17 protein-coding genes are annotated in these 19,337 nt (G+C 73.7%); 9 read left to right on the top strand and 8 right to left on the bottom strand.

Features of this window, described 5'->3' with window-relative positions; genetic code table 11:
- Positions 1-80: 80 nt before the first annotated feature.
- The 3 genes from ACSUPV_RS17455 to ACSUPV_RS17445 all read right to left on the bottom strand — a co-directional run bounded on the left by ACSUPV_RS17455 (position 81) and on the right by ACSUPV_RS17445 (position 2,436).
- A complete protein-coding gene (locus ACSUPV_RS17455; protein WP_359793873.1) occupies positions 81-734 on the bottom strand; it encodes a hypothetical protein in 654 nt (217 codons plus the stop codon).
- Positions 722-1,261, bottom strand: coding sequence for a SigE family RNA polymerase sigma factor (locus ACSUPV_RS17450; protein ID WP_010048809.1), 540 nt, complete (start codon positions 1,259-1,261; stop codon positions 722-724). The genes ACSUPV_RS17455 and ACSUPV_RS17450 overlap by 13 nt, the downstream gene beginning before the upstream one ends.
- A 233-nt stretch (positions 1,262-1,494) precedes the next feature.
- Positions 1,495-2,436: an A/G-specific adenine glycosylase gene (locus ACSUPV_RS17445; protein ID WP_037760734.1), complete on the bottom strand. Its 942-nt coding sequence runs from the start codon at positions 2,434-2,436 to the stop codon at positions 1,495-1,497.
- 119 nt (positions 2,437-2,555) lie between these two features.
- On the opposite strand from ACSUPV_RS17445, the gene ACSUPV_RS17440 reads away from it, so the two are divergent.
- Together ACSUPV_RS17440 and ACSUPV_RS17435 are read left to right on the top strand one after the other, a co-directional pair.
- Positions 2,556-4,133, top strand: a complete 1,578-nt coding sequence (locus ACSUPV_RS17440; protein ID WP_436947795.1) for a sensor histidine kinase — start codon at positions 2,556-2,558, stop codon at positions 4,131-4,133.
- Positions 4,130-4,786 (top strand): response regulator transcription factor, encoded by a 657-nt coding sequence (locus ACSUPV_RS17435; protein WP_382618342.1) that lies wholly within the window; start codon positions 4,130-4,132, stop codon positions 4,784-4,786. Before ACSUPV_RS17440 ends, ACSUPV_RS17435 begins: the two co-directional genes overlap by 4 nt.
- 12 nt (positions 4,787-4,798) lie before the next feature.
- On the opposite strand, the gene ACSUPV_RS17430 is transcribed toward ACSUPV_RS17435, so the two are convergent.
- Entirely contained in the window at positions 4,799-5,461 is a 663-nt protein-coding gene (locus tag ACSUPV_RS17430) for a phosphatase PAP2 family protein (protein WP_382618345.1), read from the bottom strand.
- A gap of 175 nt (positions 5,462-5,636) precedes the next feature.
- Between ACSUPV_RS17430 and ACSUPV_RS17425 the strand changes: the two genes are divergently transcribed.
- The gene (locus tag ACSUPV_RS17425; protein WP_078651092.1) at positions 5,637-6,503 is read left to right on the top strand and encodes a hypothetical protein; all 867 of its coding nucleotides are present in this window, start codon (positions 5,637-5,639) and stop codon (positions 6,501-6,503) included.
- A gap of 112 nt (positions 6,504-6,615) precedes the next feature.
- Here ACSUPV_RS17425 and disA read toward each other — a convergent pair whose 3' ends face one another.
- Complete coding sequence (disA, locus tag ACSUPV_RS17420) at positions 6,616-7,740, bottom strand: DNA integrity scanning diadenylate cyclase DisA (RefSeq protein ID WP_031121542.1); 1,125 nt, start codon at positions 7,738-7,740, stop codon at positions 6,616-6,618.
- Between the two features lie 80 nt (positions 7,741-7,820).
- Complete coding sequence (radA, locus tag ACSUPV_RS17415; RefSeq protein ID WP_037768370.1) at positions 7,821-9,230, bottom strand: DNA repair protein RadA; 1,410 nt, start codon at positions 9,228-9,230, stop codon at positions 7,821-7,823.
- Positions 9,231-9,427: 197 nt separating this feature from the next.
- Between radA and ACSUPV_RS17410 the strand changes: the two genes are divergently transcribed.
- Positions 9,428-11,143, top strand: a complete 1,716-nt coding sequence (locus ACSUPV_RS17410) for a BACON domain-containing protein (RefSeq protein ID WP_436947794.1) — start codon at positions 9,428-9,430, stop codon at positions 11,141-11,143.
- A gap of 11 nt (positions 11,144-11,154) precedes the next feature.
- Here ACSUPV_RS17410 and ACSUPV_RS17405 read toward each other — a convergent pair whose 3' ends face one another.
- Positions 11,155-11,955 carry a hypothetical protein gene (locus tag ACSUPV_RS17405; protein ID WP_037768364.1) on the bottom strand — a complete coding sequence of 267 codons (801 nt, stop codon included), beginning with the start codon at positions 11,953-11,955 and terminating at the stop codon, positions 11,155-11,157.
- A gap of 71 nt (positions 11,956-12,026) precedes the next feature.
- Between ACSUPV_RS17405 and ACSUPV_RS17400 the strand changes: the two genes are divergently transcribed.
- The 4 genes from ACSUPV_RS17400 to ilvD all read left to right on the top strand — a co-directional run bounded on the left by ACSUPV_RS17400 (position 12,027) and on the right by ilvD (position 16,505).
- Entirely contained in the window at positions 12,027-12,959 is a 933-nt protein-coding gene (locus ACSUPV_RS17400; RefSeq protein ID WP_031121536.1) for a Ppx/GppA phosphatase family protein, read from the top strand.
- A 93-nt stretch (positions 12,960-13,052) separates the two neighbouring features.
- The gene (locus ACSUPV_RS17395; protein ID WP_436947793.1) at positions 13,053-13,877 is read left to right on the top strand and encodes a sugar phosphate isomerase/epimerase family protein; all 825 of its coding nucleotides are present in this window, start codon (positions 13,053-13,055) and stop codon (positions 13,875-13,877) included.
- Positions 13,874-14,512, top strand: coding sequence for a TetR/AcrR family transcriptional regulator (locus ACSUPV_RS17390; protein ID WP_359794900.1), 639 nt, complete (start codon positions 13,874-13,876; stop codon positions 14,510-14,512). Before ACSUPV_RS17395 ends, ACSUPV_RS17390 begins: the two co-directional genes overlap by 4 nt.
- Positions 14,513-14,651: 139 nt before the next feature.
- Complete coding sequence (ilvD, locus tag ACSUPV_RS17385) at positions 14,652-16,505, top strand: dihydroxy-acid dehydratase (protein ID WP_037768358.1); 1,854 nt, start codon at positions 14,652-14,654, stop codon at positions 16,503-16,505.
- 58 nt (positions 16,506-16,563) lie between these two features.
- Here ilvD and ACSUPV_RS17380 read toward each other — a convergent pair whose 3' ends face one another.
- Positions 16,564-18,705 carry a protein kinase domain-containing protein gene (locus ACSUPV_RS17380; protein WP_436947792.1) on the bottom strand — a complete coding sequence of 714 codons (2,142 nt, stop codon included), beginning with the start codon at positions 18,703-18,705 and terminating at the stop codon, positions 16,564-16,566.
- A gap of 183 nt (positions 18,706-18,888) precedes the next feature.
- Here ACSUPV_RS17380 and ACSUPV_RS17375 point away from each other — a divergent pair, with 183 nt between their 5' ends.
- Positions 18,889-19,218 carry an SH3 domain-containing protein gene (locus ACSUPV_RS17375; RefSeq protein WP_031121530.1) on the top strand — a complete coding sequence of 110 codons (330 nt, stop codon included), beginning with the start codon at positions 18,889-18,891 and terminating at the stop codon, positions 19,216-19,218.
- The last annotated feature ends 119 nt before the right edge of the window (positions 19,219-19,337 follow it).

Raw genomic sequence — 19,337 nt, 5'->3', positions numbered from 1 at the left:
GCTGGGACGCACGGCCCGTCCGACGCGTTCACCGGGGGATCGTTCCGAGCGGCCCGACCGGTTCACGCGGTTCGGCCGCGTCAGCTCGCGGGCACCGGCGACGCGCTGTCGCCGACGACCTTCCCGTAGTCGTTGTGCGTGCGGTACTCCTCGGCGAACCGGCCGGAGGCCCACCGGTAGGTGATCACGTTCTCCCCGGAGGGACTCGACACCGGGTCGCCCTTCTCGTACACCTGCTTGGTCACCACCAGGTCGCCGCGGTCGATCTCCGCGTAGACCGGAGGCTCCTCGGCCTTGAACACATTCTTGTACGAGCCGTCCTGCTCGCGATACACGTAACTGCCCACACCCACCGCGTCACCGCAGGTCAGCACGTTGACCACAACGTCGTCGGCCGAGCCTCCGGTGAGGTTGCCGTAGGAGACGTCGACGGGGTACTCGTCGGCGACGCACGGCTTCAGGTCGCGCTTCACCTCGGGCGCGACCTCGGGATCGTCCTTGACCAGCCGGACCGCGTTCACCGCGTCGGGCGTCTTCGACGGCGCGGCGGACGGCGAGGCGGCGGCGCCCGCCACCGAGTCCGCGTGCGCCGGGCCCTCGTCACGGGCGCCGGTGCCGCCGGCGGCGCACGAGGACGCGAAAAGGCCGAGGGCGGCGAACCCGGCCAGTGCCGTGATCACCGCCTGGATGCCGCCCCGGTTCCCCGCGGAACCCTCGCCGGTCAGGCCGCGCACCGCTCCCGCTCCTCACGCTCCAGCGCGCGTGCGTCGAGATCGCGGGACTCCAGCTCCTCGCGGAGCCGGGCGAGCGCCCGGTGCAGCGTGCTCTTGACCGTTCCGGCCGACATGCCGAGGGCGGCGGCCGTCTCCTCCGTGGACATCTGCTCCCAGTGTCGCAGCACCACGACACTGCGCTGCTTCGGGGCGAGCACCTTCAGCACGTCCATCAGCAGGGCGCGGTCCGCGTGCTGCTCGGTGGAGTCGTCGACCGAGGCGTCCGGCAGCTGCTCGGTGGGGACCTCCTCCAGCTTGCGGGCCCGCCACCACTCCGTCCGGGTGTTGATCATCACCCGGCGCAGGTAGGCGTCCGCCAGCCGCTTGTCCTCGATGGTCTCCCAGCGGCCGTACGTGCGGACCAGTGCCGTCTGCAGCAGGTCCTGCGCGTCCGTCGGGTCCGGGACCAGGCGGCGGGCACTGCGCAGCAGCGCGTCCTGCCGGGTGCGCACGTACTCCTCGAACTCGAGCACCTCGCCCTGCGCCATGTGCAACCGCCTCCATCCCCGTATACCGGTGCGTCCTGCTGCCGGGTTCCGCTGTCCGTGATGACGGAGAAGAAGTTACGGAGGGGTTGTCACGGCGCTGTCCGAAGCAGCCTGCGGCCAGCGCTCGGCTGTCCGTCGGTTGTGTAACAGCTGTCGGACGCGGGGAGAGGGCTGCGCCGGTTGGTGTGGTTACGGGGTGATTTGCTCGCCGCCTCGCTGCAACAGAAGCCGTGTCACGTCAACGGCAGCCGGTACATCCCACCCTCCAGCGGCTCCACCAGACCGTCGGCGACGAGGCCGTCCAGGGCCCGCGCGCGCTGCACCGGCTCGTGCCACACCCGGTCCAGTGCCGCCTGCGGAACCGGACCGTGGGCCTCCCGCAGCACGGCGAGCAGCCGCCCGCGCACCTGCCGGTCGGTGCCCGCGTACGTCTGGCCGCGGCGCGGCGGCCCGTCGTGCTCCGGCTTGCCCGCCAGCCGCCACGCGCACTGCGCGGCGATCGGGCAGCGGTGGCAGGACTCGCTCTTGGCCGTGCACACCAGCGCGCCCAACTCCATGGAGGCGGCGGCCCAGCGGGCCGCGGTCGACTCGTCCTCGGGCAGCAGCGCGCGGGCCAGCTTCCGCTCGGCGGCGGTGGTGGCGTTCGGCGGGTACTGCACGCCCGTGACCGCGCGGGCGAGGACCCGGCGCACGTTCGTGTCCAGCACGGGATGCCGCTGCCCGTAGGCGAAGGAGGCGACGGCGGCGGCCGTGTACTCGCCGATGCCGGGCAGGGCCAGCAGCTGGGCGTGGTCGGCCGGCACGTCACCGCCGTGCCGTTCCGTTATGGCGACCGCGGCGCCGTGCAGCCGCAGCGCGCGGCGCGGGTAGCCGAGCCGGCCCCAGGCGCGGACGGCCTCGCCGGGCGCCTCCGCGGCCAGGTCGGCGGGGCGCGGCCAGCGGGCCAGCCACTGCTCGTAGACGGGCAGCACGCGGCTCACCGGCGTCTGCTGCAGCATGAACTCACTGACCATCACCCCCCACGCGCCGGCCTCGGGACGCCGCCACGGCAGGTCGCGGGCGTTCTCGTCGAACCAGTCGATGACGGGGGAGTGCAGGTCCTCCCCGAGGGGCGGGCCGGAGGCGGCGTCGGTGGGGGAGGCGGTGGGGCGCGGGGGCTTCGTGGGAGCAGTCATGGCCTCTCGATGGTGCCACGCAGAACCGTCGTTCCGGGCGCACCGCCACCCTTGAGGGAGACGGGGACCTGACGATCGACAGCAGTGCCGCCCTGTCCGGCGCTTGTAGCGTCGCCCGCATGGAACGTCCTCGCCCGGCCCCTTACGCCCGGGGCGCCCTCCTCTGGGCGGCCCTCGCGCTGCCGGCGCTCACGGCCGACCGGATCGGGCTGAACGAACCCCGACCGGCCTGGCAGCAGGCGGCCGGAGTGGCGGTGCTGGCGGTGGCGACCGCCTTGTCCCGGCGCTCGCCGCTCGCCGCCTTCGGGCTGGCGGCCGCTCTCAGTCTGACCGCCGCCCGGGCCCTGTTCACCCTCTCCTACGGCCCGGCCCTCGGCCTGTTCGCGCTGCTGCTCGGGCTGCGGGCGGGCCGGGCGCGCCCCGCGGTGCTCTGTTTCGCGGCCGTCGGCTGCGCCGGCACCGCGCGGATCGCGCTCGTCGGAGTCGATCCGGCCCCCGAGTGGCTGGTCATGACGGGCACCCTGCTGTTCGGCTGCGTCTTCCCCTGGCTCGGCGGACGCTACTGGCGGCAGAGCCGCGAGCTGGCCGAGGCGGGCTGGCTGCGCGCCGCCCGGCTGGAGGACGAGCAGCGCCTCACGGAGGAGCGCGCCCGGCTGCGCGAACGGGCCAGGATCGCCCAGGACATGCACGACTCCCTCGGCCACGAGCTCAGCCTCATCGCCCTGCGCGCGGGCGCACTCCAGGTCGCCCCCGGCCTCGGCGACGAGCACCGGCGCGCGGCGGCCGACCTGCGCGCGGCGGCCGCCGACGCCACGGACCGGCTGCACCGCATCATCGGCGTCCTGCGCGAGGACGACGACGAGCCGGCGCCGCTGGCCCCGGCCGACGAGACCCTGGAGCAACTCGTCGCCCGCGCCGCGGAGTCGGGGCTCCCCGTGCGCTGGGAGCCCACCGGACAGGACCCGCCCGTGGAACCGGGCGGGCTCGCCGAGCGGCTGCTGCACCGCGTGGTCCGGGAGGCGCTGACCAACGCGGCGCGGCACGCACCGGGCGCCCCCGTGGTGGTGTCGCTGGAGGGGAGGCCCACGGGGACGGCCGTCACCCTCACCAACGGCCGGGCCGCACCGGACGGTTCCCGTCCCTCTGGAGGCGGTACGGGCCTGCTCGGGCTGCGGGCCGCGGTGACCGCCGCCGGCGGCACGTTCGAGGCCGGTCCGCACGAGGACGGGTTCCGCGTCTCGGCGTACGTCCCCGCCGTGACCGAGCGGCAGCCCGCCGCCAGGGCCCCGGGCCCGGCCCCCTTCCGGCACGCCCGCCGCCGCGTCGCCGCCGGCCTCGGTGCCGTGGCCGGCGCGGGCGCCGTCCTGGTCGGCGTGGCCTTCGGCTGGTACGCCTACGCGGAGAAGCACTCGGTGCTCGAACCCGCCGCGTACGCGGAACTGCGCCTGGGCACCCCGGCGGCCGACGTCGAGCACGTGCTGCCCGAGCGCGACGTGAACGACCCGCCCGAGGAACGGGCCCCCGCCCCGCCCGACGGAGCCGACTGCCGCTACTACCGTGCGAGCGGTGAACTCTTCGTCTCCGTCGACCACTTCAGACTGTGCTTCGAGGCCGGGCGGCTGGTCGCCAAGGACGTGGTGCCCCGCGTCGGCCTGTCCGGCGAAGGCCGCGAGGAATACGAGGAGTTCTCCCGGTGATCCGTGTGCTTCTGGCCGACGACGAGGCCATGGTCCGCGCCGGTGTGCGGGCCATCCTGGGCAGCAGCGGGGAGACGGAGGTCGTCGCCGAGGCGGGTGACGGGCGCGAGGCGGTGGAACTGGCCCGCGCCCACCGCCCGGACGTGGCGCTGCTCGACATCCGCATGCCGCGCCTGGACGGCCTCGCGGCGGCGGAGGAGATCGTGAGGACCGCGCCCGGCACGGCCGTCGCGATGCTCACCACGTTCTCCGAGGGTGCCTACGTGACCCGCGCCCTCGGCGGCGGCGCCACCGGCTTCCTGCTGAAGTCCGGGGACCCGTACGAACTGATCGCGGGCGTACGGGCGGTGGCGGCCGGGGCGGCGTTCCTCTCGCCCAAGGTGGCCCGGTACGTCATCGACGAGGGCCTCGGCGGCGGCCGGCTCACCCGCGAGGCGCGGGCACGCGCGCGCGTGGCCGGCCTGAGCCCGCGCGAACGCGAGGTGCTCGGCCTGGTCGGCGCCGGCCTGTCCAACCCGGAGATCGCCGCCCGGCTGCACCTCGTCGAGGGCACAGTGAAGGCGTACGTGAGCGCGGTCCTGGACCGGCTGGACGTACGCAACCGGGTGCAGGCGGCGATCGTGGCGTACGAGGCGGGCCTGGTGGAGCCGTAGCGGCCGCCCCTCTCAGCGATCCGCGGGCATCTCGTACGACGGTATGGCCGTCGCGTGGCTCCCGGGGGTCGGGCGGCCCGGCCCCGTCACCCACCGCACCACCGGCGCCGGTGAGCCACGCATCGCCCTCGCCAGCCGAGTCGCCGGGCCCGTGCCCAGCCGCACGGCGACGAGGGCGACGACCGTGCCCAACGCCAGCCCCGCGACGACGTCGTGCGGATAGTGAACGCCGACGAAGACCCGGGAGAACGCCATCAGCAGGGCGAGCGGGGCCGTCAGCCACAGGAGCGCGCGCCGGACCAGGGCCAGGGCGACCGCCGCCGCGCCCGCGATCGTGGCGTGGTTGGACGGGAAGGACCAGTCACCGTGCGGCGGACACGCGGACAGGGACGCGGCCGCACCGGCGACCGCCCGGCACGGACGCTCCTCCGCGACCACGGACTTGAGCAGCTCGCTGCACACGTACGCCACGGCCGTGGCCAGAGGTGCAAGGGCCGCGATCGCGAACGCGTGGGCGCTGTCGCGGCGGGCCCGCCACCAGGCGGCGGCGAACAGGCCGACGAATACCAGCAGTCCGGCCTCCGTCCACAGCTCGGCCCCGTGCCGTACCCACATCGGGGAGTCGTGGGCGAAGTCGGTGATGTCGCGGTAGAGCGCGGTGTCCTCGAAGGTCATGGTCACGGACGGTAGGCGGGACCGCGATCCCGTCACACCCAGCGATCGTCGCGTACCGAACCTGACGAAAGACAGGGGTGGGGCGGTGGTTTCCGGGATGATGATCCGGAAAAGTTGTAGCCCCGAGCGGCGGGTGGGACAGGCGAACGCGCCGATCTCTCGTAAGGTTTGCGCCGTGGGATCTCTGCGCAATCCGGTCGGGCCGCTTCCCTCCTCCATCTACTGGCGTCGGAGGGTCGTACTGGTGTCTGTGGTCGCCCTGTTGGCGCTGCTGATCACCTGGATCGTGACCATGGGCGGCGGCGGCGGCAAGGACGGCGACAACGGCGCCAACGGCAAGAATCCCGCGCCCTCCATCACGCCCGGCCCGTCGAGTTCGGGTCCGGCCATCAGTCAAGCTCCCGGCGGACGCGAGGAGTCGGGCGGCTCGGGTTCCGGCGGCGGCTCGTCGTCCGGCTCCGGGGACGGTTCCGGCGACGGCTCGGGCGACGGGTCCGGGGACGGCTCGGGCTCCGGCGGCGGTTCCGGCTCCGCGGGCTCGGGCGGCTCCGACGGCTCGGGGGGCTCCGGTGGCTCCGCGGGCGGCGACACGGCGGGCGGCGTCGGCATCGGCGACACCCTGCCGGCCGGTTCCACGCTGCCCAACTGCACCGCGAGCGTGGTCAAGTTCAGCCTGCGCAGCCGACACAACACCTACGACCCCGAGCAGACGCCCACGTTCCTGCTGACCGCGCGGAACATCTCCGGCAGCGACTGCAAGATCGACCTCGGGCCGAAGAACGCGGTGTTCACGGTCACCCCGGCGAGCAGCGACGACGACTACTGGTCCTCCGAGGACTGCCCCAGGTCCGCCGCCCACCAGCTCTACCGGGTCCCCGCCGGCAGCGGCATCACCTACACCGTGAAGTGGGACCGCGAGCCCAGCGCCCCCGAGTGCGCCACGCCTCCCGCGGGCTCGGCCGGGACCGGCACGTACCTGGTGGAAGCCAAGGCTCCGGGCTTCGCGAAGGTGCAGACGTCGTTCGTGCTGTCCGCCGACTGAAGCGGCCTCCGGAACGGCTGAGGGCGGTACCCGCGCCGGGTACCGCCCTCAGCCGTTCCGTCCGGTGCGCCTCGCGTGCAGGGCGTCTACGGCGTGATCCAAACGACAGGCCCTAGACGTACCGCTCCAGGATCGACGACTCCGCCAGCCGCGACAGGCCCTCCCGGACGCTGCGCGCCCGCGCCTCGCCCACGCCGTCCACCGTCTGGAGGTCGTCGACGCTCGCGGCGAGCAGCTTCTGCAGACCGCCGAAGTGCTCCACCAGGCGGTCGATGATCGCGCCGGGCAGCCGGGGCACCTTGGCCAGCAGGCGGAAACCGCGCGGGGACACCGCCGAGTCCAGCGTCTCGGGCGAGCCCGTGTAGCCCAACGCCCGGGCCACCGTGGGCAGTTCGAGCAGCTCGGCGTGGCTGAGGGCGTCGAGCTCGGACAGGGCCTCGTCGACCGTGCGGGAGCGCTTGGCCGTGGGCTCGGGGACGTAGTCCCGGACGACCAGCTCACGCTCCGGCTCCACGCCCGCGATCAGCTCGTCCAGCTGGAGGGCGAGCAGACGGCCGTCCGTGCCCAGCTCCACCACGTACTCGGCGATCTCCGTGGCGATGCGGCGCACCATCTCCAGGCGCTGGGCGACCGCCGAGACGTCCCGGACGGTCACCAGGTCCTCGATCTCCAGCGCCGACAGCGTGCCCGCGACCTCGTCGAGGCGGAGCTTGTAGCGCTCCAGGGTCGCGAGGGCCTGGTTGGCGCGGGACAGGATCGCCGCCGAGTCCTCCAGGACGCGGCGCTGGCCGTCGACGTACAGGGCGATCAGCCGCATGGACTGGGAGACCGAGACGACCGGGAAACCGACCTGCTTGCTGACGCGGTCCGCCGTGCGGTGCCGGGTGCCCGTCTCCTCCGTGGGGATCGTCGGGTCCGGGACCAGCTGCACGCCCGCGCGCAGGATCTTGGACAGGTCCGAGGACAGCACGATGCCGCCGTCCAGCTTGCACAGCTCGCGCAGACGGGTCGCGGTGAACTCGACGTCCAGCACGAAACCGCCGGTGCACAGCGCCTCGACCGTCTTGTCGGAGCCGAGCACGATGAGCCCGCCGGTGTTGCCGCGGAGCACACGCTCCAGGCCGTCGCGGAGGGCGGTGCCGGGTGCCACGGCGCTCAGCGAGGCGCGCATCAGGCCATCGGTGCCGGCACTCCCGCCGGACTTTCCGGGAGCTGATGCCCGGTCGTTGGCTGCCACTGCACTCCTCCGGTCGCAGGTTCTGGGCGCCCCCGTGTCGCGCGCTCGGTTCGCACGGACGGGCGAGACCAGGGCAAAGTCTACCGGCGACCCTCCTCGTCCCGTGGGGCCTCTCTGCGACGGGACCGGGGAAGGACCCGCAGGGCGTCCCCTATGTCCGCGACTTCCAGGACCTTCATACCCGCGGGGATCTTGCCCGGGTCGCCCGGTACCAGGGCGTGTGTGAAGCCGAGACGGTGGGCTTCCGCCAGCCTGCGCTGCACGCCCGTGACCCGTCTCACCTCGCCCGCGAGGCCCACTTCACCGATCGCGACGAGGTTCTTGGGGAGAGGTGTGTCACTCGCCGCGCTCGCCAGGGCGAGGGCCACGGCCAGGTCCGCCGCCGGCTCCGAGAGCTTCACCCCGCCCACCGTCGCGGAGTAGATGTCCCTTTTGCCCAAGGCGCTGATCCGCCCGCGCTGTTCCAGTACCGCCAGCATCATCGACACCCGGGAGGTCTCCAGCCCCGAGGTGGTGCGGCGCGGGGAGGGGATCTGCGAGTCCACCGTGAGCGCCTGGACCTCGGCGACCAGGGGGCGGCGGCCCTCCAGGGTGACGGTCAGGCAGGTGCCCGGGACCGGTTCCGCCCGGCGTGTCAGGAAAAGTCCGCTCGGGTCCGCGAGGCCCGTGATGCCCTCGTCGTGCAGCTCGAAGCAGCCGACCTCGTCGGTGGTGCCGTAGCGGTTCTTGACGCCGCGGACGAGGCGCAGGCGGGCGTGCCGGTCGCCCTCGAAGTGCAGGACGACGTCCACCAGGTGCTCCAGCAGGCGCGGGCCCGCGATCGCGCCGTCCTTCGTGACGTGGCCCACGAGGAGCGTGGACATGCCGCGCTCCTTGGACGCCCGGATCAGGGCCCCGGCGACCTCGCGCACCTGGGCCATGCCGCCGGGCGCGCCGTCGATCTCCGGGGAGGCCACCGTCTGCACCGAGTCCAGGATCAGCAGTGAGGGCTTCACCGCGTCCAAGTGGCCCAGGACGGCCGCGAGATCCGTCTCGGCCGCCAGGTACAGGTGGTCGTCGATGGCGCCGATGCGGTCGGCGCGCAGCCGGACCTGGCTCGCCGACTCCTCGCCCGTGACGTACAGGGTGCGGTGCTCGTCGCTCGCCGACTTGGCCGCCACGTCCAGCAGGAGCGTCGACTTGCCGACGCCCGGCTCGCCCGCGACCAGCACCACGGCGCCGGGGACCAGTCCGCCGCCGAGCACGCGGTCCAGCTCCGGCACGCCGGTGGTGCGGGCGGTGGCCTGGCGGCCGTCCACCTGGCCGATGGGCAGGGCGGAGGTGGTGACCCGCCCCGGCGTCGTCGTACGGACCGCGGGCGCGCCGTACTCCTCGACCGTCCCCCAGGCCTGGCACTCGGGGCAGCGGCCGAGCCACTTCGCCGTCTGCCAGCCGCACTCCGTGCAGCGGTAGGACGGGCGGTCCTTGGTGGTCTTCGTACGGGCAGCCATGGACGAAACCGTAGCCGCAGCCACTGACAACAGGGGGAGCGGGCGGGTGCGGCCACCCGCGCGCCAATGGCCCGCCACCCCGCGCCAGCGGCGGAACGCAGGGTTCCTGTCCCCGATTGAGGGATCGTTTCACCCGTACGGATTAAATGCGCTCAAGCCGCCTGAAGGTGCCACTCCCGGCCCCCTACGGTCGCCGAATGATGAGCAGTACTCCGGAGATCTCGACCCGCACGGCCGGCGCACACCGGGTGCACCGGGAAGCGCGTGACCGCGGGGCCGCCCGCACCCTGGCGCAGCGGCCGCCCGCGCGCTACGAGCCCTACCTGGACGGCCTGTTCACCTACTGCCTGTCCGTGCTCTGCGACCACGACGCCGCGACCGCCGCCCTGGGCGACGTCCTCGCCCTCGCCGAACGCCGCGGGCGGCGCGTCCCCGAGGCGCCCGCGGACCGCAGGGCCTGGCTGTACGCGCTGGCCCGCTGGGCGTGTCTGCGCAAGCTGGCCGAGGCCAAGCAGAAACGTCATAGCAGCCACGCGGCGGGCCGTGCCGACCGGCAGCGCACCGACCGGCAGGCCGCCCCGGCCCCCTCGGAGGAGGTCCGGGAACGCCGGCGCGCCGAACTGGCCATGCTGGCCTGGCCGGAGGCCGCCGGCACCACCCCGGAGCAGCGGGAGGCGCTCGAACTCGCCGTGCGCCACCACCTCGCCGCCCACGAGGTCGCCGCCGTCCTCGGCATGGACGTGGCCGCCACCCGCGACCTGCTCGCCTCCGCCGCCTGCGAGGTGGAACGCACGCGTGCCGCCCTCGCCGTCGTCGAGACCGGGGCGTGCCCGAGCGTCGCGCACCTCGTGGGCGACGACCGGCTCGTGCTCGGCACGGCCCTGCGCCGCGAACTCGTCCGGCACGTCGACGACTGCCCGCGCTGCCGCCGCACCGCCGAGCGCGCCATCCCCGGCCGCTGGCCCGGCACCAGCGTCACCCCCGCCGAGCTGCCCGTCCTGCCGGCGCCCCGCGCGGCCCTGCACGTCGCCATGGCCCACCACCCGCGCGCGCGGAGCGCAGCGCCGCGCTTCGACCGGCGCGGCTTCCCGATGGACCCCAAGGACCGCGCCGCCCGCAGGGACCGGCTCCGCGCGCGTGCCGTCACCACCACCGTCGTCGCCACCGTGGTGGCCGCCCCCGTGCTCGCCCTGTGGGCCGCCTACCGGGGCACCCCCGTGGGGGAGGGCCAGGACGGCCGCTCCGCCTTCGCGCGCGAGGCCGACGAGACGCTCGGCCTGGACGGCGAGATGGCGGGCGGCGGCTACGAGAACACGGGCAACGCGAGCACCCGCCCCGGTCCCCGCTTCGGCAAGGACGGCAAGGCCGACGTCTCCGTCGAGGTCATCGGCGTCGCCGGCGCCGGCCGCAAGGCCGCCCTGGACATCACCGCCGGGCACAGCGGCGACACCACCCTGATCACGCTGACCGCCTCGGGCCCGACCCCGGTCCGCTGGTCCGCGTCCACGGGAGCCGACTGGCTCTACCTCAGCCAGTCGTCGGGAACGCTGCGGCCCGGCGAGTCGTTGACGATCAAGGTGTACGTCGACCACCTGCGGGAGCCCTCCGGCCCCTGGCGCGCGCAGGTGGCGGTGGCACCCGTCGGCGCCGTCGTCCACATCGAGGGCTACGGCACCGCGCCCAGCCCCTCCGGCCCCGGCCCGCGTCCCAGCAGCCCGGCCGAGCCGCCCTCCACCCGGCCCGACCCGGCGCCCACGACCTCCGCCCCGGACCCGGACCCGACGCCGACCACCCCGCCCCCGTCGCCCGACCCGGACCCCACGCCCACCCCGACGGACCCGGAGCCCACCGACCCGGCGGACTCGCCGCCCCCGCCCTCGGACAGCGGCGACCCGAGCCCGGCCGCGTCGTAGTCCCCGGCCGCTCAGACCCCCGGGTCCGCCGGATGCGGCGCCAGCAGCGGCAGCTGCGAGGCCAGCCGCTCCTCGCACAGCTCGACCAGCCGGTCGTAACCGGCCTTGCCCATCAGCTCGATCAGCTCGGGCCGGTAGGAGACGTACACCGGCTCGCCCGCGCCGTGCGCCGAGGTCGCCGAGGTGCACCACCAGTGCAGGTCGTGGCCGCCCGGGCCCCAGCCCCGGCGGTCGTACTCACCGATCGACACCTGCAGCACGCGCGTGTCGTCGGGCCGGTCGATCCACTCGTACGTCCGCCGCACCGGCAGCTGCCAGCACACGTCCGGCTTGGTCTCCAGCGGCTCGCGGCCCTCCTTCAGGGCGAGGATGTGCAGCGAGCAGCCCGCGCCGCCCGGGAAGCCGGGCCGGTTCTGGAAGATGCAGGACCCCTGGAAGGGGCGGGTCTGGCGGTCGCCGTCCTCGTCCTCGGACACCCAGCCGTTCTTCGTGCCCTCGGCGTGGTGCTGCCAGATGTCCGGCGTGAGCCTGGCCACATGCTCGGCGACGCGCTTCTCGTCGTCCTCGTCGGAGAAGTGGGCACCCAAGGTGCAGCACCCGTCATCCGCGCGGCCCGCCTGGATGCCCTGGCAGCCGCTGCCGAAGATGCAGTTCCAGCGAGAGGTCAGCCATGTCAGATCGCAGCGGAACACCTGCTCGTCGTCCGCCGGATCGGGAAACTCCACCCACGCGCGAGCGAAGTCGAGCCCCTTCTCGTCGGGTACCGCGACGCCCGGTGATTTGTCGCGCTTGGCCTTTTTCGTCTTTGGCACGAGTCCAGGGTACGGGCCTCTTACCCACACCGGGGACGGTGGACGGCACCGCTGGCAGTAGCGTTCCGTACATGAGACTCGGTGTCCTCGACGTGGGATCGAACACGGTGCATCTGCTGGTGGTGGACGCACACCCCGGCGCGCGCCCGCTGCCCGCGCACTCGCACAAGGCGGAACTGCGCCTCGCCCAGCTCCTCGACGACAGCGGCGCGATCGGCCCCGACGGCATCGACCGGCTCATCGGGGTCGTCCACGAGTCCCTCCAGGCCGCCGAGGACAAGGGCGTCGAGGAGGTGCTGCCGTTCGCGACCTCCGCGGTCCGCGACGCCCGCAACGCCGACGACGTCCTGGCGCGCGTGCGGGCCGAGACCGGCGTCGAGCTCCAGGTCCTCACCGGCGCGGAGGAGGCCCGGCTCACGTTCCTCGCCGCCCGCCGCTGGTTCGGCTGGTCGGCCGGCAGGCTCCTGGTCCTGGACATCGGCGGGGGCTCCCTGGAGATCGCCTACGGCATCGACGAGGAGCCCGACGCGGCAGCCTCGCTGCCGCTGGGCGCCGGCCGCCTCACCGCCGGCTGGCTGCCCGGCGACCCGCCCGCCCCGGACGACGTCCGGGCCCTGCGCCGTCACGTCCGCACGGAGATCGCCCGCACGGTCGGCGAGTTCAGCCGCTTCGGCGCCCCCGACCACGTCGTCGCCACGTCCAAGACGTTCAAGCAGCTGGCCCGCATCGCCGGCGCGGCCCGCTCCGCCGAGGGCCTCTACGTCCAGCGGGAACTGAAGCGGGAGTCCCTGGAGGGCTGGGTCCCGAGGCTGTCCGGCATGACGGAGGCCGAACGTGCCGAGCTCCCGGGCGTCTCGGAGGGCAGGGCGGGCCAGCTGCTCGCGGGTGCCCTGGTGGCCGAGGCGGCGATGGACCTGTTCGGCGTGGAGCGCGTGGAGATCTGCCCGTGGGCGCTCAGGGAGGGCGTGATCCTGCGCCGGCTGGATCACATGGAGTCCGCGTAGGGAGCCCGGCGCTCGGGCTCAGCACGTGGCAATCACCACAACGGCGAGCGGGCACCCCACGACCTGCCCGCCACACCCCGTAATCTGTCCTCCATGGCAGAGCCAGCCGTAAAGATCCCGGACGCGAAGGTCGCCCTCTCGACGGCCTCGGTCTACCCGGAGTCGACGGCCACGGCCTTCGAGATCGCCGCGCGCCTCGGCTACGACGGAGTCGAGGTCATGGTCTGGACCGACCCCGTCAGCCAGGACATCGAGGCTCTGCGCAGACTGAGCGACTACCACCAGATCCCGATCCTGGCCGTGCACGCCCCCTGCCTGCTCATCACGCAGCGCGTCTGGTCCACCGACCCCTGGACCAAGCTCCAGCGGGCCCGCGCGGCGGCCGAGAAGCTCGACGCGAGCACGGTCGTGGTCCACCCCCCGTTCCGCTGGCAGCGCCAGTACGCGCGGGACTTCGTCGCCGGCATCTGGCGCATGGCGAACGAGACGGACGTACGGTTCGCCGTCGAGAACATGTACCCCTGGCGCTACCGCGACCGCGAGATGCTCGCCTACGCCCCCGACTGGGACGTCACGAAGGACGACTACCGTCACTTCACGATCGACCTCAGCCACACGGCGACGGCCCGCTCCGACGCGCTGGCCATGGTCGACCGCATGGGCGACCGCCTCGGCCACGTCCACCTCGCCGACGGCCGCGGCTCCGCCAAGGACGAGCACCTGGTGCCCGGCCGCGGCACCCAGCCCTGCGCCGAGGTGCTGGAGCGGCTCGCCCTGACCGGCTTCGACGGCCACGTCGTCATCGAGGTCAACACCCGCCGCGCCATGTCGAGCGCGGAGCGCGAGGCCGACCTCGCCGAGGCCCTGGCCTTCACCCGCCTCCACCTGGCCTCGGCCGTGCGGGTGCCGCGCCGATGACCGAGCGGCCCCCGGCCGACACCGACACCGGCCCCGGCACCTCCGCCCGCCGCCGCGGCCGCCCCAAGCGCGCGGAGTCCGCGGACACCCGCGACCGCATCCTCACCGCCGCCCGCGACGAGTTCTCCGAGCGCGGCTACGAGAAGACGTCCGTGCGGGGCATCGCCAAGGCCGCCGGCGTCGACTCCGCCCTCGTGCACCACTACTTCGGCACGAAGGAGCAGGTCTTCGAGGCGGCGATCACCCAGTCCTTCGGCCCCGCCCTGCAGGCGCCGAAGGCCATCGAGGAGGGCCCGCTCGACGGCGTGGGGGAGCGCCTGGCCCGCTTCTTCTTCGGCGTCTGGGAGAACCCCGCGACCCGCGCGCCGCTGCTCGCCATCGTCCGCTCCGCCGTCACCAACGAGACCGCCGCGGCCGTCTTCCGCCGGATCGTCGCCACCCAGGTGCTGCGCCGCATCGCGGTACGCCTGGAGCTGCCCGACGCGGAACTGCGGGCCGAGCTGGCCGCTGCCCAGCTCGTGGGCACGGCGATCCTGCGCTACGTCATCAAGGTCGAGCCCCTGGCCTCGGCGGACCCGGAGCAGATCATCGCGCGGCTGGCCCCCGTCGTGCAGGGACACCTGACCGATCCGTAGCCCCCGCGCGGGCCGCCGACGAGACAGCCGTCCCGCATTCCGGACACTCCGTCCCGCCCACTGGATGACCGGCGTACGCTCGGTAGCAGTCAGAAATCTCCGAATCCTCTGACGCCGCCTGTAGAAGGAGCGAGCGACGATGCCCGAGCTGAGGTCCCGCACAGTCACCCACGGCCGCAACATGGCGGGCGCCCGCGCCCTTATGCGCGCCTCCGGTGTACCGGGTGCGGACATCGGCCGCAAGCCGATCATCGCGGTCGCCAACAGCTTCACGGAGTTCGTGCCGGGCCACACGCACCTGGCGCCGGTCGGCCGGATCGTCAGCGAGGCGGTGATCGAGGCCGGCGGCATCCCGCGCGAGTTCAACACGATCGCCGTGGACGACGGCATCGCCATGGGCCACGGCGGCATGCTCTACTCCCTGCCCTCCCGCGACCTGATCGCGGACAGCGTGGAGTACATGGTCGAGGCCCACTGCGCCGACGCCCTGATCTGCATCTCCAACTGCGACAAGATCACCCCGGGCATGCTCAACGCGGCCCTGCGGCTGAACATCCCGACGGTGTTCGTCTCCGGCGGGCCCATGGAGTCCGGCCGCGCCACCCTCGTCGACGGCACGGTCCGCACGCTCGACCTGGTCGACGCGATCTCCGACGCCGTGAACGACAAGATCTCGGACGAGGACATCCTCCGCATCGAGGAGAACGCCTGCCCGACCTGCGGCTCCTGTTCCGGCATGTTCACCGCCAACTCGATGAACTGCCTGACCGAGGCCATCGGCCTGTCCCTGCCGGGCAACGGCTCGGTCCTGGCCACGCACACGGCCCGCAAACAGCTGTACGTGAACGCCGCGAAGACGGTCATGGACATCACCCGCCGCTACTACGAGGAGGACGACGAGACGGTCCTGCCCCGCAGCGTGGCGTCCTTCGCGGCCTTCGAGAACGCCATGGCCCTCGACATCGCCATGGGCGGCTCCACCAACACGATCCTGCACCTGCTGGCCGCCGCCCAGGAGGCGGGCGTCCCCTTCGGGCTGGAGGAGATCAACGAGGTCTCCCGCCGGGTGCCGTGCCTGGCCAAGGTCGCCCCGAACGTCGCCAAGGACCGCACGTACTACATGGAGGACGTGCACCGCGCCGGCGGCATCCCCGCCCTGCTCGGCGAGCTGCACCGCGCGGGCCTGCTCAACGAGGACGTCCACTCCGTGCACAGCCCCTCCCTCGCCGACTGGCTGAAGACCTGGGACGTGCGCGGCGGCTCCCCGTCCGCCGAGGCCGTCGAGCTGTGGCACGCGGCCCCCGGCTGCGTCCGCTCCGCCGAGGCCTTCTCCCAGTCCGAGCGCTGGGAGGCACTGGACGAGGACGCCGAGGGCGGCTGCATCCGCTCCGTCGAGCACGCCTACTCCAAGGACGGCGGCCTCGCGGTCCTCAAGGGCAACCTGGCCGTGGACGGCTGCGTCGTGAAGACGGCCGGCGTCGACGAGTCCATCTGGACCTTCGAGGGCCCGGCGGTCGTCTGCGAGTCGCAGGAGGAGGCCGTGCAGAAGATCCTCACCCAGCAGGTCAAGGACGGCGACGTCGTCGTCATCCGCTACGAGGGCCCCAAGGGCGGCCCCGGTATGCAGGAGATGCTCTACCCGACCTCGTACCTGAAGGGCCGCGGCCTGGGCAAGACCTGCGCGCTGGTGACGGACGGCCGCTTCTCCGGCGGCACCTCCGGCCTGTCCATCGGCCACGCCTCGCCCGAGGCGGCCGCGGGCGGCACCATCGCCCTCGTCGAGGACGGCGACCGCATCCGCATCGACATCCCCAACCGCTCCATCGAGCTCCTGGTCGACGACGCCGAGCTGGCCCGCCGCGAGCAGGCCCTGAACGGCCGGTACGCCCCGAAGAACCGCGACCGCAAGGTCTCGGCCGCCCTGCGTGCCTACGCGGCGATGGCGACCAGCGCCGACAAGGGCGCCGTCCGGGACGTCACGATGCTGGGCTGAGCCCCCGCACTCCCGAGGGCCGCCTCCGCAGCCGGGGGCGGCCCTCGCGCATGTCCGCCTACCAGGCCGCGGGATCGCGCCCGTGCACGGCGAAGACGGTGCCGTCCGGCGCACCGGCGTAGACCCGGTCACCGACGAGCACCGGCTCGGGCAGCGCGGCCGGAACCCGGTCCGACCGGTCTCCCAGCCGGGGAGACGTCTGCCCGGCGAGCTTCCCGCGCCGCGCGTCGACGGCGAGCAGCCGGCCGTCCGGAGCGGTGACGTACACGTACCGCTCACCGGCGACCGGCGTGGACCCGCGCGCGAGACCCGTCTCCAGACTCCAGAGCTGCTTCCGCGTCTCCAGGTCGACGGCGACCAGCGACCCGCCCGCCGCCATGAGGTGGACGACGTCCCCGTGCACGCTGCCCTGGACCTGCTGCAGGGGAATGCGCAGCGGCACGCGCGAGGTGGTGCGGTCGTCGGGGCGGTAGCGCACCAGGGCCCGCGCGTCCTGCCTCACGGGGTCGCCGGCGGCGAAGACGACGGACCCGTCCGCCGAGCCCAGCGGTTGCAGAGCCCCCTCCAGCTCCGCGTCCCACCGCACGTCGCCGGTGCGCGGATCCACCGCCGTGACCCGCGTGGCCGAGCCGTCGCCGGACACGGTCGCCGCGTACGCCAGCGGATCACCGGGGAACGAGACGAAGTACGGCACGTCCTGGCCCGGGATCCGGTGACTCCACTTCACCTCGCCCGAGGCGCTCTCCACACCGCTGACCGTGCCGTCGGCAGCGGTGAGCAGCACCATGCCGCCCACGGCCCGCAGCCCGCCGTACGCGGGCAGCTCCTCCCGCCGGACCACCTCGCCCGACGCGGGGTCGAGCGCGGCCACCCGCCGTTCCTGCCCGAGCCCGGCCAGCACCAGGCCCCCCGACACGACCGGTGCGCCGCTCGGCGGCCCGCTCGCGGCGGCCCCCTCCAACGGATGCCGCCACAGCAGCCGCCCGTCGCCGGGGTCGAGGGCGAACACCAGGCCGTTCTGCGCGCACAGCAACCGGCCCACCGCGTAGGAGCATTGCGGTGTGCTCTCCCGGTCCAGCGGCTGGGCCTCCCACGCCGAGAACGCGGCAGCCGTGGTCCGCGGCGCGCTGACCTCCGGCGCCGGACTCCCGCCCCCGAGCAGCGGCACCACCGCCAGCGCCCCGACGACGACCAGCCCGACCGCACCGGCGGCCAGACCGGCCCGCCTGCCGAGCCGCCGCTTCGACGGCCGCGGGGACTTCCCGGGGCCGGAGGGATCGACGGGGGACTCCTCGGCGGGCACCACCGGCTCGGGCCGCTCGGGCGCCTCCTCGACGCGCTGCTGCGGTATGAACGCCTGCGTGTCGTACGAGGCCGCCACCGACCGCAGTTCGCGCATCAACTCGTCGGGGGAGGGCCGGTCCTCGGGCTCCTTGGCGAGACACCGCAGCACGAGCGGCACCAGCGCTTCCGGTACGCCGGTCAGGTCGGGCTCGTCGTGCACGACCTGGTAGGCGACGACGTAGGGGCTGTCGGAGTCGAACGGCCCCCGCCCGGTGGCGGCATGGACCATCACGGACCCGAGGGCGAACACGTCCGCGGCCGGTCCCACCTCTCTCGGCCGCCGGAACTGCTCGGGCGCCATGAACGGCGGCGTGCCGATCAGCTTCCCGGTCTCGGTCCGCAACTCGCTGTCCGTCGGCCGGGAGATGCCGAAGTCGATGACCTTCGGCCCGTCCTCGGCGAGCAGCACGTTGCTCGGCTTCAGATCCCGGTGCACGACCCCGACCCGGTGGATGTCGCGCAGGGCCTCCGCGAGCCCCGCCATCAGCCGGCGCAGTTGGGCGGGGGCCAAGGGGCCGTTCCGCTTCACCTCCTGGGCCAGCGTGGGGCCCGGAATGAACAACGTGGCCATCCAGGGCCGCCCGGCCTCGGGATCGGCATCCACGACGGGCGCGGTGAACGCCCCGCTGACCCGCCGGGCCGCGCCCACCTCCTGCCGGAAACGCCCCCTGAACTCGGGGTCCTTGGCGAACTCCGCGTGCACGACCTTCACTGCGAGCTTCATCCCGGAGGTGCTCCGGGCCAGGTGGACGACGCCCATGCCGCCCGAGCCCAGGCACGACTCCAACCGGTAGTGACCGGCGTACTCGGGAAGTTCCGCTTCCGGGCCCGCTCCGGCGTTCCGCTGTGGCGCCATGGGACCACCCCCGTGCTGTTCGTCCGCGCGCGCGACGCACGGAGCCTAGTCGATGACTCGTACGAGACAGAGGCGGCTTGCTAGCCTCCGCAAGCGAGTCACGCACAGATGTTTGATGACGTGATTCGAGGGAATCAACGGGGCCCCATGGCAGCCATGGGGGTGCAACGGGGGAGGTTTTTCATGTCAGTCGAGCCTGTCGAAGAGGTCGAGCGCGACAAGGAAGGTGCCGGCACGCCGCTGGTCACCACCCTGGCCGCGGCGGCCACCTACTACTCGATCGCACCGGGCGTCCGGCTCAACGTCCGCAGCGGTCCCGGCACCGGCTACCCGATCGTCAAGGTCCTGCCCGAGGGCTCGCGGGTGGCGATCCACTGCCAGACACCCGGCACCTGGGTCACGGGCCCGTACGGCACGACGAACATCTGGGACAACATCGCCGCCGGCCAGTACGTGTCGGACTCCTACGTGAACACCGGCAGCGACGGCTACATCCGCCCGCGCTGCTCCTGACCCGCACCGGGGATGAGGCGGCCCGCCCCCACTGCGGGCCGCACCATCCACCGCCGCGCTCCCGGACCGGGAAGGCGTGACGGGTGCCCCACCACCCGCCCCCCGCCCGAGCCGCCGGG

Origin of the sequence: Streptomyces sp. SudanB52_2052, from assembly GCF_964272415.1 — a bacterium.
GTDB classification, from domain to species: Bacteria; Actinomycetota; Actinomycetes; order Streptomycetales; family Streptomycetaceae; genus Streptomyces; species Streptomyces olindensis.
The sequence above is the reverse complement of the archived record's forward strand: the minus strand, read 5'-3'. Positions and strand labels throughout refer to the sequence as shown.

What these genes read in the sequence shown, in the direction of transcription:
- ACSUPV_RS17390 (WP_359794900.1), top strand. Translation starts at nt 13,874, where the DNA reads ATGACCGAGCGGCCCCCGGCCGACACCGACACCGGCCCCGGCACCTCC.
- ACSUPV_RS17380 (WP_436947792.1), bottom strand. Translation starts at nt 18,705, where the DNA reads ATGGCGCCACAGCGGAACGCCGGAGCGGGCCCGGAAGCGGAACTTCCC.
- ACSUPV_RS17450 (WP_010048809.1), bottom strand. Translation starts at nt 1,261, where the DNA reads ATGGCGCAGGGCGAGGTGCTCGAGTTCGAGGAGTACGTGCGCACCCGG.
- ACSUPV_RS17445 (WP_037760734.1), bottom strand. Translation starts at nt 2,436, where the DNA reads ATGACTGCTCCCACGAAGCCCCCGCGCCCCACCGCCTCCCCCACCGAC.
- ilvD (WP_037768358.1), top strand. Translation starts at nt 14,652, where the DNA reads ATGCCCGAGCTGAGGTCCCGCACAGTCACCCACGGCCGCAACATGGCG.
- ACSUPV_RS17440 (WP_436947795.1), top strand. Translation starts at nt 2,556, where the DNA reads ATGGAACGTCCTCGCCCGGCCCCTTACGCCCGGGGCGCCCTCCTCTGG.
- ACSUPV_RS17395 (WP_436947793.1), top strand. Translation starts at nt 13,053, where the DNA reads ATGGCAGAGCCAGCCGTAAAGATCCCGGACGCGAAGGTCGCCCTCTCG.
- ACSUPV_RS17430 (WP_382618345.1), bottom strand. Translation starts at nt 5,461, where the DNA reads ATGACCTTCGAGGACACCGCGCTCTACCGCGACATCACCGACTTCGCC.
- radA (WP_037768370.1), bottom strand. Translation starts at nt 9,230, where the DNA reads ATGGCTGCCCGTACGAAGACCACCAAGGACCGCCCGTCCTACCGCTGC.
- ACSUPV_RS17400 (WP_031121536.1), top strand. Translation starts at nt 12,027, where the DNA reads ATGAGACTCGGTGTCCTCGACGTGGGATCGAACACGGTGCATCTGCTG.
- ACSUPV_RS17410 (WP_436947794.1), top strand. Translation starts at nt 9,428, where the DNA reads ATGATGAGCAGTACTCCGGAGATCTCGACCCGCACGGCCGGCGCACAC.
- ACSUPV_RS17375 (WP_031121530.1), top strand. Translation starts at nt 18,889, where the DNA reads ATGTCAGTCGAGCCTGTCGAAGAGGTCGAGCGCGACAAGGAAGGTGCC.